Origin of the sequence: Fervidobacterium sp. (assembly GCA_026419195.1) — a bacterium.
Classification (GTDB): Bacteria; Thermotogota; Thermotogae; order Thermotogales; family Fervidobacteriaceae; genus Fervidobacterium.
This window is the reverse complement of sequence record JANZZV010000009.1, coordinates 65,439-81,682: the sequence shown is the minus strand read 5'-3', so window position 1 is coordinate 81,682 and position 16,244 is coordinate 65,439. Positions and strand designations below refer to the sequence as shown.

At 35.0% G+C, this 16,244-nt stretch carries 17 protein-coding genes; 11 read left to right on the top strand and 6 right to left on the bottom strand.

Going from position 1 to position 16,244, the window contains the following annotated elements:
• Together N2Z58_07835 and N2Z58_07830 are read right to left on the bottom strand one after the other, a co-directional pair.
• The coding region (locus tag N2Z58_07835; GenBank protein ID MCX7654567.1) for a pyridoxal-phosphate dependent enzyme at positions 1 to 388 on the bottom strand (388 nt) is incomplete at its 3' end.
• A 2-nt stretch (positions 389 to 390) separates the two neighbouring features.
• Entirely contained in the window at positions 391 to 1,107 is a 717-nt protein-coding gene (locus N2Z58_07830) for a serine acetyltransferase (protein ID MCX7654566.1), read from the bottom strand.
• Positions 1,108 to 1,279: 172 nt separating this feature from the next.
• Between N2Z58_07830 and N2Z58_07825 the strand changes: the two genes are divergently transcribed.
• From N2Z58_07825 to N2Z58_07815, 3 genes are read left to right on the top strand one after another with little or no spacing between them, the layout of a single operon-like run.
• Positions 1,280 to 1,693 (top strand): transcriptional repressor, encoded by a 414-nt coding sequence (locus N2Z58_07825; protein MCX7654565.1) that lies wholly within the window; start codon positions 1,280 to 1,282, stop codon positions 1,691 to 1,693.
• Between the two features lie 55 nt (positions 1,694 to 1,748).
• Positions 1,749 to 2,252, top strand: coding sequence for a rubrerythrin family protein (locus N2Z58_07820; protein ID MCX7654564.1), 504 nt, complete (start codon positions 1,749 to 1,751; stop codon positions 2,250 to 2,252).
• An 11-nt stretch (positions 2,253 to 2,263) separates the two neighbouring features.
• Positions 2,264 to 2,620, top strand: a complete 357-nt coding sequence (locus N2Z58_07815; protein ID MCX7654563.1) for a class II SORL domain-containing protein — start codon at positions 2,264 to 2,266, stop codon at positions 2,618 to 2,620.
• Positions 2,621 to 2,666: 46 nt separating this feature from the next.
• Here N2Z58_07815 and N2Z58_07810 read toward each other — a convergent pair whose 3' ends face one another.
• From N2Z58_07810 to N2Z58_07800, 3 genes are read right to left on the bottom strand one after another with little or no spacing between them, the layout of a single operon-like run.
• Entirely contained in the window at positions 2,667 to 3,347 is a 681-nt protein-coding gene (locus N2Z58_07810) for a DUF554 domain-containing protein (GenBank protein MCX7654562.1), read from the bottom strand.
• A gap of 44 nt (positions 3,348 to 3,391) precedes the next feature.
• Positions 3,392 to 3,811, bottom strand: coding sequence for a hypothetical protein (locus N2Z58_07805; GenBank protein MCX7654561.1), 420 nt, complete (start codon positions 3,809 to 3,811; stop codon positions 3,392 to 3,394).
• 26 nt (positions 3,812 to 3,837) lie between these two features.
• On the bottom strand, positions 3,838 to 4,965 hold the full coding sequence (locus N2Z58_07800; GenBank protein MCX7654560.1) for an NADP-dependent malic enzyme: 1,128 nt from the start codon (positions 4,963 to 4,965) through the stop codon (positions 3,838 to 3,840).
• 145 nt (positions 4,966 to 5,110) lie between these two features.
• On the opposite strand from N2Z58_07800, the gene N2Z58_07795 reads away from it, so the two are divergent.
• The 7 genes from N2Z58_07795 (at position 5,111) to N2Z58_07765 (ending at position 12,705) form a co-directional block, all read left to right on the top strand.
• Positions 5,111 to 7,687 carry an EAL domain-containing protein gene (locus N2Z58_07795; GenBank protein MCX7654559.1) on the top strand — a complete coding sequence of 859 codons (2,577 nt, stop codon included), beginning with the start codon at positions 5,111 to 5,113 and terminating at the stop codon, positions 7,685 to 7,687.
• A 99-nt stretch (positions 7,688 to 7,786) separates the two neighbouring features.
• The gene (locus N2Z58_07790; GenBank protein MCX7654558.1) at positions 7,787 to 8,518 is read left to right on the top strand and encodes a 2-phosphosulfolactate phosphatase; all 732 of its coding nucleotides are present in this window, start codon (positions 7,787 to 7,789) and stop codon (positions 8,516 to 8,518) included.
• Positions 8,519 to 8,533: 15 nt separating this feature from the next.
• On the top strand, positions 8,534 to 9,265 hold the full coding sequence (locus N2Z58_07785) for an ATP-binding cassette domain-containing protein (GenBank protein ID MCX7654557.1): 732 nt from the start codon (positions 8,534 to 8,536) through the stop codon (positions 9,263 to 9,265).
• A 1-nt stretch (position 9,266) separates the two neighbouring features.
• Positions 9,267 to 10,214 carry a SufD family Fe-S cluster assembly protein gene (locus N2Z58_07780; GenBank protein ID MCX7654556.1) on the top strand — a complete coding sequence of 316 codons (948 nt, stop codon included), beginning with the start codon at positions 9,267 to 9,269 and terminating at the stop codon, positions 10,212 to 10,214.
• A gap of 31 nt (positions 10,215 to 10,245) precedes the next feature.
• Complete coding sequence (locus N2Z58_07775; GenBank protein ID MCX7654555.1) at positions 10,246 to 11,595, top strand: SLC13 family permease; 1,350 nt, start codon at positions 10,246 to 10,248, stop codon at positions 11,593 to 11,595.
• A 22-nt stretch (positions 11,596 to 11,617) separates the two neighbouring features.
• Positions 11,618 to 11,950 (top strand): STAS domain-containing protein, encoded by a 333-nt coding sequence (locus tag N2Z58_07770; protein MCX7654554.1) that lies wholly within the window; start codon positions 11,618 to 11,620, stop codon positions 11,948 to 11,950.
• Positions 11,951 to 11,997: 47 nt separating this feature from the next.
• Positions 11,998 to 12,705: a queuosine precursor transporter gene (locus N2Z58_07765; protein ID MCX7654553.1), complete on the top strand. Its 708-nt coding sequence runs from the start codon at positions 11,998 to 12,000 to the stop codon at positions 12,703 to 12,705.
• A gap of 81 nt (positions 12,706 to 12,786) precedes the next feature.
• On the opposite strand, the gene N2Z58_07760 is transcribed toward N2Z58_07765, so the two are convergent.
• Positions 12,787 to 14,334 carry a hypothetical protein gene (locus N2Z58_07760; GenBank protein ID MCX7654552.1) on the bottom strand — a complete coding sequence of 516 codons (1,548 nt, stop codon included), beginning with the start codon at positions 14,332 to 14,334 and terminating at the stop codon, positions 12,787 to 12,789.
• A 383-nt stretch (positions 14,335 to 14,717) separates the two neighbouring features.
• On the opposite strand from N2Z58_07760, the gene N2Z58_07755 reads away from it, so the two are divergent.
• The gene (locus N2Z58_07755) at positions 14,718 to 15,953 is read left to right on the top strand and encodes a DUF1576 domain-containing protein (GenBank protein ID MCX7654551.1); all 1,236 of its coding nucleotides are present in this window, start codon (positions 14,718 to 14,720) and stop codon (positions 15,951 to 15,953) included.
• The last annotated feature ends 291 nt before the right edge of the window (positions 15,954 to 16,244 follow it).

Genomic DNA, 16,244 nt, shown 5'->3' with positions numbered 1-16,244 from the left:
CTATTTCCCTTACCTTCAGAATTGCTAAACTCATGTTTTCAACTAGAATTACTTCAGCACCTAAGGATTGTAAGATTTGTCTTCTCTCAACAGATACACTTTTAGGCATTACTATCAATACTTTCAACCCAAGTTTTGCTCCAAAATAGGCAAGTGCGATTCCGGTATTTCCGCTTGTTGGTTCAACAAGCATAGTATCTTCATTTATTTGACCTTTTATAATTGCATCCTTTAGCATAAAATATACAGGTCTGTCTTTCACACTCCCCATGGGGTTTGTTCGCTCAAATTTAGCATAAACACCGTACTTTTTAAGAAAAACTAACGGAGTGTTTCCTATGTATACATCAGATAATTTTTCTAATAAACTATTCAAGTTGCTCGCCATAACTAACTACCACCTGAGTTTAATACAAATTGTCTTTTGAATCTACAAAGTAAATCATCCTTTTTTGGATCGCTATATTCGCTATGAAATCTAACTACTCTTGCGGGAATTCCTACAACTGTAGTTTTGGGAGGGATGTCAGATAGTACAACAGCGTTTGCGCCTATTCTGGCGTAATCACCTATATTAATAGGTCCCAATAACTTTGCCCCCGCTCCTATGATTACGTTTTTTCCAACAGTTGGATGTCTTTTACCTTTTGTTATATGCTTTGCTCCCAATGTTACTCCATGATAAATTACGCTACCACTACCAACAACCGCTGTGGAACCAATAACAACACCAACTCCGTGATCAATTACAACACCTGGTTCAATCTCAGCAGCTGGATGTATATCACAAGAATAGATAACGCGATTCAAATGATATATAAGGTAGGCAAAAAATTTAAAGTTGGAAATGTAAAAAGCGTGAGCAATTCTGTACAATCTTAAAGATCTGTATCCAGCATGAAAAAGAAGTTGATAAGAAGATTCAAAAGATGGATCTAATTTTTTTAACGCTTCTCTATCTGCTTTAAGAGCCTTCTGGATTCTTGAAATTTCTTTGAAAAGTCTTATAATACTAATGTCTCTGTTCTTAGATTTTGCTTGATAACAAGAAAACGAATGTTTTACACTTTGTTTCTTTGCATTCAGTAAAATGCTCAGCCAAGGCAACCGCACCCCATCTTATTCACCTCTTTATTAATTAGTTTCACCTAAATTATATCATATTTGTCATGTTTGTCAATAATTTAACAATTCCTATTGCACATTTTCCAAGGCTTGTGATATAATAAATTTAGATAAAGTCAAACACTATATAAATCGTACAGAGGGAGGTTTCATGGTGAGTCTAAACGTTAAGGAACTGCTGAGAGAAAGAGGTATTAAACCAACCGTTCACAGGGTGGAGATTTTAGAGTATTTACTTGAGAGTTATGAGCATCCAACAGCTGATGAGATTTATGAGCATTTCAAGAAAGAAGAGAAGTTAGCTGTTTTATCAAGGGCGACCGTTTACAATACTCTTAAGGCTCTTGCAGAGGCTGGTATAATTTCTGTTATAATCACTCCGGATGCTGTGAGATACGACTTTATAAGAAAAAACCACCATCACTTTTATTGTACAAATTGCAAGACAGTCTACGATGTTGAGCTTGATGTTGCTTTACCAGAGGTCAAATCGGTTGATAATCACGAAGTTCACCATGTTCAACTTACTTTAGTTGGTGTATGTTCTAAGTGTTTGAATAAAAGATAAGATTACTTACAAATCATTGCTTTTAAATCCACTTCTTAGGGGAGGTGTTGTATGTATGCGTGATATGACCAAAAAGTTTTTGGAAGATGCTTTTGCGGGAGAGTCGATGGCACATATGAAGTATCTTATATTTTCTGAAGAAGCGGAAAAGAAGGGATTAAAGAATCTTGCAAATGTTTTTAAAGCTATTGCTTACGCAGAGTTTGTGCACGCTAAGAATCACTTCAAAGCATTGAAGAAACTTGGAGACACAACTGATAATATTCAATCTTGTATTGCAGGGGAGACTTTTGAAATCCAGGAAATGTATCCGGTTTACAATGAAACAGCCAAGTTCCAAGGTGAAAAGGAAGCACAGATTACTACACATTATGCGCTTGAAGCAGAGAAGATTCACGCAGAAATGTACAAGAAAGCTCTTAATTTAGTTAACGAAGGAAAAGACTACGACGCAGAAAAGATTTACATTTGCCCTGTTTGTGGCTACACAGCTGAAAATGTTGCACCGGATAAGTGTCCTGTTTGTGGAGCACCAAAATCGGCCTTTGTAGAATTTTAGGGGGGATAAAAATGCTCGGTGAGTACATTAAGAGTGGGGATTTCAAAGGTGAAAAACATGTTCCAGTAATAGAAGCACCGGACGTTGTTAAAAAAGGAGAATGGTTTGAGGTCGCGGTATGTGTAGGGAAAGAAATTCCGCATCCAAATCTTGTAGAACACTACATAGCATGGATTGAACTTTACGCGATGCCAGAGGGAGCTCCATATATCTTAAGAATAGGTAGATATGAGTTTTCACCAACTTTGGAAGAACCATTTGTAAAAACTAAAATAAAACTTGAGAAAAACTCAAAATTAATAGCACTTTCCTATTGTAACATCCACGGTTTGTGGGAAGGTGCAAAGGAGATAAAAGTAGAAGAATAATCTAAGACAAAGTCAAAAACCGCCTCTAAGAAGAGGCGGTTTTGGTTTATTTTTTTAAAAACATACTTAATGCGACTAAAATAGGTTGTATAATAAGCGCTGGTAAAAAATTACCTACTTTTGTGTCTTTTATCTCCAATATTCTTAGACCTATACCTATCACCATTAATCCACCAACAGCTACAAGGTCATTAATATACTCAGGAGATGTTAAAAATGTCAGTGCATTTGCAAGTAAAGTAATACTTCCTTGTACAAACAAGACGCTAAGTGCTGAAATGAGAACTCCTACACCGTATGTGGAGGCAAGTACTATTGATGATACAAAATCTAACAAGGATTTTGTGTAGATTATTGTCCCATCGTTTCTTAAACCGGCTGTTATAGAACCAACAATTGTCATTGGACCAACCAAAAATAAGAGTGAAGATGTTACAAATCCAGTCGAGAACTCCCCTTCTTTTATCCTATCTCCAATACCCTTGAGCTTTCCTTCTATGTTTAGCATTTCTCCAGTAAATCCACCAACTGCCATAGAAAACAAAACTATTAAGAAGCTGTTTACATTTAAAGTCATCTTTATCCCAATACCAAGTGTTGACAACCCAACAGCAAAAAATAGTATTTTTCTGTATTTTTCTGAAATTCCTTTTTTAAAAAACATTCCAATCAGGCTACCTACGAAAACAGCAAGGGAGTTCACCAATGCTGGAATCAGTCTACCCACTTCTAAATCCTCCAAATTTTTCAAGTTTAATGTCACAAAATTTTTCAGAACCTCAGAACAATTCCAAGTATTACGATACTTTCTGGCTTTTGTGGAATCTTTGTTGCACCACCTTCAACAAAAAATTGTAGGTTATTTAAATTGGATATCGTTGTCGACCATCCAGCGAATAGACCAAAGTATGTTCCACTCTTATAATCAACATAAGCCACCGGTGAAATGTAAAGTCCAGAAGTGCTTTTTGAAGAAAACCTTACTCCTCCTTTTACATAGTTAACCCCAATATTTGCAAACAAGTGACTGTAATTGTCGAAATATGCCCTGAATTCAACACCAACAAAGTTATCTGTTGTAAATGAGACATACAAATAACTTCTTGAACTATTATTAGAAAATGCTGGATTGAAGAAAAACCCAGAAATGAAGACGAGCAAAATAAACACTTTTAGACTTTGATTTAACATACCACTCACCTCCATTTTAATTTTTCTTAATAGTTTTCAAAATATTCTTTTAGACCATAATATAATTCATCATGAACGCGTCTATCTGTAGCTTTTGGTAGTATACAATTCCTTTCTGGCTCAATGACATATGAAATTATTTCGGCTGCTCTTATAAGAACAGCTTTTGTAATCTTTTTTTGTTTTTCAACCGCTGCCTTCATTATACCAGGAAAAGCTATAAGATTATTCACTTGATTTGGAAAATCCGAACGCCCAGTTGCAACTATAAATGCGCCATTTTCATAAGCTATGTCAGGAAGTATCTCAGGAATTGGATTTGCAAGAGCAAAAATAATTGGTCGTTTGTTCATTGCTTTTACGTCTTCACCAGTTAATAAATTTCCCTTTGAAACACCTATGAACACGTCAGCATCTTTGATTGCTTCTTTTAAATCCCCTGTCGTCTGTTTAGTCCCAAGTATTTGAGCTATCTCTTTGTGATACTTATGAAGAGCGTTATCTTCGTTTATTATACCATTGATATCACAAGGTACAATATGTCTTGCTCCAAACTCTAAGAGTAGTTTAACAATACTATACCCAGCAGCCCCTATACCATTTACAACTATCTTAACCTCATCTATTCTCTTTTGAGCCAATTTGAGTGCGTTTATTAACCCAGCAACTACAACTACTGCCGTTCCTTGTTGATCATCGTGGAAAACAGGAATGTTCATTTTTTCATCTAATTTGTTCAATATTTCAAAACATCTTGGAGCGGATATATCTTCAAGGTTTATCCCACCAAAAGATGGTTCAAGTGCCATAACAATTTCTACTATCTTATTTGTATCCTGTGTAGATAAGCATATTGGAAATGCTTCCAAATCACCAAATTGTTTAAATAGTATAGCCTTTCCTTCCATTACAGGTAATGCACCATATGGTCCTATATTTCCAAGTCCAAGCACAGCACTACCATCACTGATTACTGCGATGGCTTTTTTTCTTCTTGTGTAAATAAAAGTATTTAGATTGTCTTCAGCACATATCTTCGCTACTTCGGCCACTCCTGGTGTATAAAGAAATTTTAGATTTTCGTCCGTAACTTCAATAGTGGGTGAAATTCTATATTTGCCTTCCAACATACGATGCAATTCTATCGAATCCATACCTTCCCCTCCATTTTGTTCCTATTTTATCTGAAAATGATGAACGTTTCAACTTGAGTTGTGGTATAATTTTTTCAAAATGCATTATTCGTAAAATTTAAAGTGAGGTGAAAATATTAACAAGATCATATCTCTCGCAGCTATAGTGATTTCGGTACTTTCTTTATTTTATCTTTTTGATAGAAATATTCAAAAGATTTCAAGAATGATAGTTTATCTATCATCACTGGCAACCTTGCTATCAATTTTTGAATTTTTGAAGCATGAAGCGTATCTGATGGTGTATGAAAAAATCCAAGATTGTATACTTTTGTTTTTTCCTGTATTTCTTTTATCTTTTTTTAACGAGTTTTTGTCTTTGAACCTGAGTAAAAAGTTAATAGGCTTCTTTTACACTGTTTCTACAATATATCTTATTTTAGCACTTACTAATAAATTTCACAACTTGTTTTGGGCTGGTACAAGAGTGAGTGATTTGTACAAGGGCAATTTAAGACCAACCATAGGAGTAGCGATTTTGTTTTATTACGCTATCTTTGTAATCATTTTGATTATAATGTATTGGGGTATTGCAAAAGCTCGAACGATCAGTATATCAACTAAAGTTAAGATCGCAACTGTTTTTCTAATTGGAGTAACATTAGCAGCAATTTCATTTTACTCTGACTATAATTACACACTTATGGTATTTTCTATTTCTTTAACCGTACTGACCACTGAGCTACTTCTTGTACGACAGTTCTGGAAAATAAGCATACATGATGCTTTGTTGTCAAATTTTCAAACTTCTGAGAATGCTATAGTAGTGCTTGACGAAGATAACCATATAATAAATTTGAACAATTCTGCTGCGAAAGTTTTAAACGTCGATCAAAATCAGCTCATTGGTAAAAAGCACCAGGGAGTTGAAGAAGTTATATCTCGAGCTGGTGAAGTAACTGAACTCAACGGCAGATATTTTTACGTTAATCTTCAAGTTGTCAACGGGACGAAATTATTGATATTGAAAGATGTAACTTCTGAGTTGATCTCAAGAAAACACCTCGAAGAATTTACGATATTGTTTGATTCACTTTTCGAAAATGTCCCGGATGGAGTTGTAATACTAAAAAAAGACGGCACGATAATAAATTGTAACACGCAGTTTTCCAAAATGTTTGGATATTCAAAAAACGAAATTCTTAGTAAGAAAATAGACGATTTAATAGTTCCCGAGAACCTTAAAGACGAACCTCCAAAGCTGAGAGAGTTGGTTTCATCGCAAAACACTTTAAGGGTTGAAACTGTTCGCAAAACAAAGGACAATAAAGAAATTGATGTGAGAATAACCGTTGCGAAGATTAGTAATTTAGTTCTTGGCTCTGATAACAGTGGTGAATATTTGATTTACGCCTTCTATACAGATATTTCTTCAGAGAGAGAAGCGATGAATATAGCAAGGAACACACTCCAGAGAGACATATTAACTGGCTTATACACACGAAATTACTTTCTCAGAAAACTGAGCAGTATTAGTGAATTTTCATCAATAAATGATTACCATGGATTAATTTTCATAGACATATCGAATTTCAGTCAAATTAACATTCTCAAGGGACATCAATTTGGCGATGGAGTGCTTAAGGCTATTTCACAAAGACTCAGATCAGCTCTTAGAGAAGGAGATACAATCTCTAGACCTTACGCAGACGAATTTTGGATACTTCTTGAGAAAGCAGGTAAAAGCTATCAAGCTGCGAGAGATGTTGTGCAAAATGTGGTTAACAAAATACTGTCAGAAATTTCAAAACCATACCATATAGATGGTGAAACGATAGAGGTAAGGTTTTCTGTTGGTGTACATATATTCAGTGTTCTTGACACATCAGAAGAAGCATTAAGAAAAGCCAACCTTGCATTGAACAGGGCTAAAAATTCAAGGGACAAAATTACTTTTTACAGTATACTGATCGATAACGAATTACAAGAAAGGGCTGTAAAGGAGAGAGCACTTAGAGAAGCATTTTATAATGGTGAGCTGAAGGTTTTTCTCCAGCCAATTTGTAATTATTCCGGTCGGATATCAGGTGCAGAGGCGCTAATGAGATGGATTAAGAAAGATGGTACGATTCTTCCACCCTACGAATTCATCCAGATAATAGAAGAAAACGGTATGATAATTCCTGTAGGCGAGGAAATTCTAAGGCAAGTTTGTGAAGTCTTGGAAAAAGCTCAAAATAAGTTGTCATTCATTGATGTAAACATTAGTCCTATCCAACTTAGGGATCAAAAAATGGCGGATAGATTCATAGAAATAACAAAGGCTTATGGAGTAAAGCCTTCAAAAATTGTATTAGAGATAACAGAAAATATACTCATCGATATGAGTGAGGTTGTTAAAGCAAATATAGATAGATTGCTTTCGTATGGTTTTGAATTGTGTATCGATGATTTTGGGATAGGATATTCTTCGTTGTCCTATCTTACACTATTACCACTAAGAAAGATAAAAGTTGACAGATCCTTTGTCTTCAAATTGCCAGAGGACAAAAAGTCGATAAAATTGCTCGAAGCAATCTATAACATTACAAAAGCATTTCAATTGGAGGCCATTCCTGAGGGTGTAGAGAACGAAAAACAGCTGGAAATACTCTCCATGATAGGTTACAGGCTATTCCAAGGTTATCTGTTTGGAAAGCCTGTTCCAATAGATGAATTTATCAAAAGATTAACGCAAAATTAATCAATTATCCTCCCTGTTATAAATAATCACACCATTTTCCGATGTATAATCTTACCTGTAAAAAGTAATGAGAATATCTCCTGTTGAGAAGGTGAGATATTGAAATTTATTGAAACGTTTTTTACTTATGGGGAAATTGAAAAATTAGATAAGAAAATTTCATTTGATGGCATAATTGTAATAGATGTGCTGAGGGCTACTTCTACAATGGTAACTGCTATATCAAATGGTTGTGTAAGAATAATTCCTTTTTACGAAGTTGAAGAAGCTGTTTTATTTAGGGACCAATTTAATAAGTGTGGGAACATTCTCCTGTGTGGTGAACGGAACAGTAATAAACCAGCAAATTTTGATTTGGGCAATTCACCTTTAGAATTTCGAAAAGAGGTTGTAGATGGTAAAGATATAATATTTACAACAACCAATGGGACAAAAGCTTTGTTGAAGGTCCAAGAATTTTCTGAAAACATTTATGTTGGTGCATTTCTAAATTTATCTTCCACAGTTAACTATTTGTTGAAATACGATAAACTTGGGATAGTGTGCGCAGGTAACGAAGGATATGCGTCTTACGAAGATACTCAGTTAGCTGGGAAGATAATTGAAAAGTTAGTAGAAAGAAAAAGTTACGAATTAAGTGATGGCTCCAAGATCGCTTACAGTGTTTGGAAAGCTATTGGGAAAACCGATTTCACTGGGACGCATTCGAGAAAACTTGTTGAATTAGGTTTTGAAAAAGATATCGAGTTTTGTCAACGCATAGATTTGTTTGACAGTGTAGTAAAATTGTTTAAGTCAGGAGATTTATTCTACTTGAAGAAAATTGTTTAGCACGAGGTGAATTTTATGCTTGAGATTAACAACGTTTCTTACAAAACTCAGGAAAAGCAGATATTAAAAGATATAACAATGAAATTTCTACCTGGTTATCGATATGCAGTTATAGGCACAAACGGTGCAGGTAAGAGCACCATAGGGTATATCATAATGGGACTTGATGGGTACAAACCAACTTTCGGAAAAGTAATACTTGATGGAAAGGATATTACAAACCTTACCATCACTGAACGTGCTAAACTTGGTATCACTTTAATGTGGCAAGAACCTGCACGGTTTGATGGAATGACTGTCGAGAATTACCTAACACTTGGTGGTAAACTTCCGTTACAAAAATCGGAGCTAATGGAGGCACTTGAATTTGTAGGACTTCAACCAAATATCTATATGAAAAGATTCGTCGATAAAACCTTGAGTGGTGGTGAACGAAAAAGAATAGAGCTTGCATCTATTATCCTCATAAAGCCAAAATACGCTGTTCTCGATGAACCTGATTCTGGCATAGATCTGATGAGTCTCGATATTATAAACGATGTTGTAAACTACATAGCACAATACGGCGGTACCCCCATTATCATAACTCATAGGGAGGAAATGGCATATAATACTGATTATGGATACCTAATATGCTCAGGTAGTATATTGCTTCACGGGAAGATAGATGGCGTAATTAAAGCCTTCAGAAACTCTTGTGAAGTGTGTACACATCCGAATATTCCTACACCGGGGGAGTTGAAATAGTATGGACGTGCGAAAAGAGTTTGAAACAATAGTTAAGACCGCTGAAAAATTGGGTACAGATGCTTCAAAATTCATGGATAAAAGGATAGCTTCTATAATAATCAGTGGAGATAGGGTAATTGGCTTAAACAATGTACCCGGTGTTAATTTGAATCATAAACAAATAGAACATGGTGTTGAAGTAAATATGGAGATAACAGAAGGTGTAGAAGTACCTTTTCCTATACACGTATGTACTGGCTACATAGAGAAAAAGGGATATCAAAGAATCATATTCAACATACGTATTAAGAAAGGAGCGAAGGTGAAATTCACAGCACATTGCGTTTTTCCGCAGGCCGAAGAATTTACGCATGATGCTACATCAAATGTCGTTGTCGAAGAAGGAGCTATTATGGAGTACAACGACGAACATTATCATAGTGAGCTTGGAACAATCTCACTTAAGACAATTACTAACGCTGTTGTCGAAAAAAACGGCGTTTACAAGAACACTTTCCATCTTACAAAAACACGCGTTGGAAAAATGAACATCGTTATGAACCTTGAGCTAAGAGAAGGAGCTGTTGGTGAGCTTGTTTCAAAAGTTAAGGCATCAAAAGATGATTCTGTTAACATAAATGAGATAATCCACCTTAATGGCGAACGCGCAAGGGGACTTGCGAAAACAGTTGTTGTTGGACTTGACGAATCCAAAGTAAACGTTCTCAACGAAGCATACGGCAATGCCCCTTATTCAAGAGCACACATATCTTGTGAAGAAATTACGAAAGGAGAAAAGGTAATAGTTTCAACCACCCCTGTTTTAAAGATCTCAAATGATCTTGCTGAACTTACACACGAAGCTTCGATAGGAAGAGTTAGCCAAAAGCAGCTTGAAACACTGATGGCAAAAGGGTTAACAGACGAAGAAGCAACTGAATTGATAATCAAAGGACTTTTGTTGTAGGATAATGTTTATTAACAGGGTGGATTGATAAATGATAGCAACGATCATAACAATTCATCTCTTTTTTACCACGGTTTACCTTGTTATAAAAGAACCAGAAGTTGTTATAAGAAATAGAAAGATAGTACTTGATTACGCAAGAGTTTCCTTAGGTGTCTTAGGACTTCTGGTAGCTTCTGGAATAGCATCTTTAACAACGATAAAATCTGCAATAATGCCACAGATGAATATTGTACCTTGGCAGATATTAATAATCTTCTTTGGTTCTGCCTACATTTGTGGTTCTTTGGATGCATCTGGGGTATTAAAGCTGATTGCCTATAAATTTGCAGTATCCACAGACAACGGCAAAAGATTATTCCTTAGTTTAGTGACTTTAGCTGGTTTAATGACGATCTTTACTTCGAACGACATCGTAACGCTCACGCTAACACCTATAGTAATATATATCAGTCGATACGCTGGTATCGATCCTTTGCCATATTTGATAGCGATCTTTTTTACATCGAATACTTGGAGTATGTTCTTTTACATAGGGAACCCAACTAATGTTATTGTTGCCCAAGCTTACTCTCTTGGTTTTGGACAGTACGCGAAACTTATGTTTTTCCCAACATTAGTTGCTATTTTGACATCTACGACTACCCTCTACCTAAAATACAAGAAGAATTTACCAAACAAGTTGATTGTAAGATTTGAACCTGAAGAGGGGCAAATTATAAAAGATAAAAAATATGCCGTACTCTCATCTGGGTTGTTCATCATATTTTTCATAACCATAGCAGTTGGTGACTTGATAAATTTTGAACTTTGGAAATCTATCTTATTGTTTTCAACGATCTATATCTTGATTAACTCTGCCTTTTCCGATGTTATGTCCAATAGAGATGAATTTGTAATCGAAGTGGGAAATTATGATTTCAACGCAACTTTTTTTGTTGACACTATAAAAAGAGTACCTTGGAAAATGCTGCCAATGGTTGTGACGTTCTTCGTCTTTGTTCATATATTTACGCTCTTTGGCGTCACTAAATTCGTTGGCAGATTCTTCGAATTTGAAAAAGAGCTTCTTGGTACTATTTTTACATCTTACGTAACTGCTTTTTCAGCAAATATCATGATAAACCAACCGATGACAATTTTTTTTGCACAAGCCTTGTGGGGAAAACCTTTGAACTACGCTATGGGACTCGTTCTTGGTTCAAACATAGGGGGAAATATAACTCTAATTGGTGCACTTGCAGGTATAATGTGGGCTCGAATATTGAGATTCTACGGTATACAAATGGATAACAAGAAGTTTATGCGTGAAACATTTGTGACTTCCATGCTTACTTTGCTAACCTCGAGTCTTGCAATTTATTTGGTAAAAAGTGGATGATTTTATTTGAGAAGGTAGTAAAATGTACGAATATACATATCATGGAGAATTCATTATAATAAAGCTAACAGATGAGCTTAACGAAGGAAACCCTGTAGAGTTGAAAGAATGGATAACAAATAAATTCTTGAAAACTGGTTATAACAAAACATTATTGGATATATCCGAGTTAAAAGGTATAAACAGTCACACGATAGGGATACTAATAAACCTGCACAGACGTGTTTCATTGTTAGGAGGAGAGTTAAGTATGCTGGCACCTAAGGCAAATGTAAGAAGAGTTCTTGAAATGACAAGGGTAAGCAGCTTTATTAAAACCTACGAAAGTCTAAACGATATCAAAGATCTTATATAAAACTATTAAAAATTTTACTATCGAAAAATCATTTAGGAGGTAGATATATGTTCAACATGTTTGTTCTTGCATTGGAATATCTTTTGTCCGGTATAGCTGTGTTACTTGCGTTGCGTTTCATGAAGAAGGAGGGAGCATACGTTGTTCTGTCGACTCTTATAATTGCCTCGAATCTTGGAGTAGCTAAATTATTTAATTTATTTGGAATGGAAGTTACTGCGGCAAATATGAGTATGGGGATGGCATTTGTAATATATTCTATTCTGACAGAAGTGTATGGTCAATCTGAAGGGAGAAAGGCTGTATGGATAGGCTTCTTTGCACAATTTTTGTTTATCATGCTTGGCTTGGTTTACACAAGTTATATCCCTTCACAAAATGACTTTTCTCAACGTTACCTTTCACAAGTTTTTTCCATAACTCCAAGAATCGCAATTGCAAGTTGGATCGCTTTCATTGTTTCAGGGTACTTAGCCGTTTGGATTCATGACGTACTAAAGAAAAAAACAAAACTTTGGATGAGAAACAATTTGGCAACTAAGCTTGGACAAATTGCGGATAATTTGATTTTTGTCACGATGGCTTTTTTTGGTTTAGTAGATCTGAAAACGTATCTTCATATATTTTTCACAACAACAGTATTTGAATTTTTCTTAGATTATATAGATACATGGATTGTTTACCTCGGTGTTAACTTTGTCAAGCAAGATGGTGAAACACAAAATAAAAACAGACTCTTAGACACTTCGATGTAAATTCGAGAAAGTTTTGATAAATCAAAAACTCCGAGCAAATTGATAGCTCGGAGTTTTATTTTTATAAAACGGTTGTCGAAATTATTTTTCGTCATTATCCCTGTTCTCCCAAGTACTAACACCGCTTTTTTGTTTAAAATAATCATCTAATGGTGTAGGAGTTTTATTTCCCTGACCTTCTGTATACCACATCTTTCTAAAATTCTCTTCGATTGGTTTATTTTCCGTCCAATTCCAATTCATCATTTTCTTAACAGTATCATTGTCAACCGCAGCACCAAATTTGTAGTTATCACCATTTATCATACCTTCCATAGACCAAAAGTACCATGCAACAGCGTAAGTGTGTTGTTCTGCTTGATCATTTGTCGGTATAAAATCTGCCCACAAACGATAAAACGCAACCATACCCTTCATCTCTTCATTCTCATCCCCAACTAACAAACCACCAATCATGCTACTTTTATACATCTCTACAGCTATTGCCCTTAAAGTGATTAACTCGCGTACGTACCACCGTGCAACTTCACCAGTCCATCGGTTACCAATATAGCTCTTTTCACCTTTGCTCCAAAATGGATCGAGCAACACTAATCTTTTTGGCATAACATTAGGTGACAGAATACCACGCTCTATGCCTTTGTGGATTTTCCAAGCTAAAACTGTCGCAAGTTGGTTGCCTAATGAATGCCCAACAAGCCTTATTTCGCTGCCCGAATAATTTTTAAAGTTCTCAACAAAACATTCGAAAGCTAAGTCACTAACCGATTTTGGTTCGCCAAAGCTAAGATAGCTTCCATCGTTTAAACGATAACGCATCCTTTTGAAACCTGAGTAACTCCAAATCTTCGCTTCTGCGTCTTTAACTTCGCTTTCATCAGCAAATTGATTCCAATAAAAGACACCGACGTTGTAATTTTTACTTATCCAAAATTGTGAAGTGTTAACATTTTTGATAGTTTTGGTGATTAAAAAATACGGGTTTTCTCTGAAATAATCTTTTATTGTAGTATCTTTCTGCCAGCCATGTATATATATAACCGATGGCTTAGATGGGTTAAAATAAGGATTAGTTCTTCCTGAAACAAACTTTTCTACTGTCCCATCAGAAGAAAACCAATAAATTCCGTAATCTAAACTTTTACTCTTAAATCTAAATATCTTTTCCACACCTGAAATACTGTTGTCCTCAAACTTTAAAAATGGAGAAAAAACAATCTTGTAATTCAATCCTGGTTTCAATCCTTTCATAAGAACTTCACCATTTCCCCGTACAAATCTAAAAACTGGTTTCACATACACTTTCTTCCTATCAGTCGAAAGGTATATACTTATCTCTTCTGGGCTATTATTATCTTCTCTTATCAATTTAACATTACTCACTAAAGAAGAAGCTTGGATTGGTTTTGGAAATGTAAAGGAAAAAACAGCTGAAACATCATATTCTGGCAGTGTAGATGAGTGAGTTGTCATATCTAAGTCTTTGCTAAAATCAATATTTACCGAATCAGCAAAGCTCTCTTCTACTCTTTTATAAACTTCTTCTTGCTTGAGTTGTGAGCATGATAAAGTTATCCATATAAAGCAAAATAACAACATAAAATTCACTAACCTTATCAAATTTCTCATAGTTCTGCCTCCTTTCAATTTCATTCGTGATTGGTAACGTTACCGATAAGAATTTAATTCATTTTATCAAGAATATGATACTAAGACCAAATTACAAATGTTTGCTGAAATGTTTCTCCTATCTCATTCTAACGGGAAAACTTATCCATTCTCTTTCTTTTGTTATTTTTTGTAAGTTTTTATACATGCAAAAAACTTCTCTGGCAAGACTAAGTATGAGGACATAAAATTTCACAGAACTTAGTATATAGTTGGAATACAATTTCTAATAGGAAACTTGATGCGGATTTTTATACAAAATTGAATTTTGTTTTTTTAAAAGATGTAGATATAATAAGATTGAGATTTTCAGGTAACAAAAATTAAATTTGGGGGAGTTGTGTATGTTAATTTTTAGATTTCTGTATTCGATCTCGCTTACGTTTATTATATTTGGGTTTATAACTGGAAATTTTAATTTATTTGAGCAAATGAAAATAATAATTGTATCTCCAGACTATTTGATAACCGATTATATGGAGATAGCAGGTGTGGGTGGAGCTTTCTTCAACAGCGGGCTCTTGATGTTGTTTTTTACCTTCATATTGAAAATTTTATCAATAAATCCATCAGGTGTTTCTATTGCATCTATTATGACAATAGGAGGATTTGCTCTATTTGGAAAAAACATCTTCAACGTTTGGCCTATTGTAGCAGGTGTCTTTCTGTATACATGGCTTGTCAAAGAAAACATGAGAACTTACTTGTATGTAGCTTTTTTTGGAACAGCACTTGCACCTATAAGTACACATTTAATTTTAAACAATGGTTTTAACATGACAGGGTTACTATTTGTTCTGCTTATAGGCTTTCTATTACCTCCTTTAGCAAGTTTTTGTTTAACACTTCACAGGGGATACAATTTGTACAATGTGGGTTTTACGGCAGGATTTCTTGGGATGTTTCTCGGTGCAATATTGAAAGCCTATAATCTGCAGCCAGAACCACGTTATTTTTGGTATGAGGGAAGCCAATTGTTATTATCTATCTTTATATTTACAATTTTCATTGGTACAATGTTGTATGGTTTGAAATTGAATAGCTGGAAAATGAAAGGTTACACAAGGTTACTAAACTACTCAGGAAAACTACTAACGGATTTTGTACTTCTTGAAAACGAGGCACTTAGTTTTATAAACATTGGAATCTTAGGTGTTCTTGGAACAGTCTATGTACTCTCAATTGGCGCACCCTTGAATGGACCAACAATAGGTGGGATAATGACATTGGCTGGTTTTGGTGCACTTGGTAAGCATCCAAAAAATATTTTACCAGTCTTTGCGGGGGTTTTAATAGGTGCAATAACAAATTCTCAGCCGATAAACAGTGCTTCAATGGTTTTAGCTGTGTTGTTTGGTACTACGTTGGCACCTATAGCTGGTGAATTTGGAGTTGTTTGGGGAATGCTCGCAGGATTTTTACACAGCGCTCTTGTTACTAATCTCAGCTTTCTGCATTTAGGAATGAACCTTTACAACAACGGTTTTTCTGGTGGATTTATTGCGATATTTCTTCAACCTATAATTGATGCATCCAAAAAACTAAGCGAGGGGTTTAAAGAAAGGCTAAAAAAGCAATGATGCAAGAACTTCATAAAGTTGAAAGTAACAATGAAAAATTGTATAATTTTTATTGGGTGGTTATCTACGTTTTTGAGTGCAGGAAATTGAAGAAACATACAACACTGACAAAACTGAACTAATAGTTTCAGAAAAAAGATTGATAACTCCAAAGGAAAAAAAGAAGATATACATAAGTTGTTGGATATGCTTGAAGAAAAGCACAAGTTATCTCATAATACATGTCCACAAAAAAGCAGGAAGAATATCTTAAAAATCATTGAAAGTTAAAGGAATATGTTGATTTGCAAG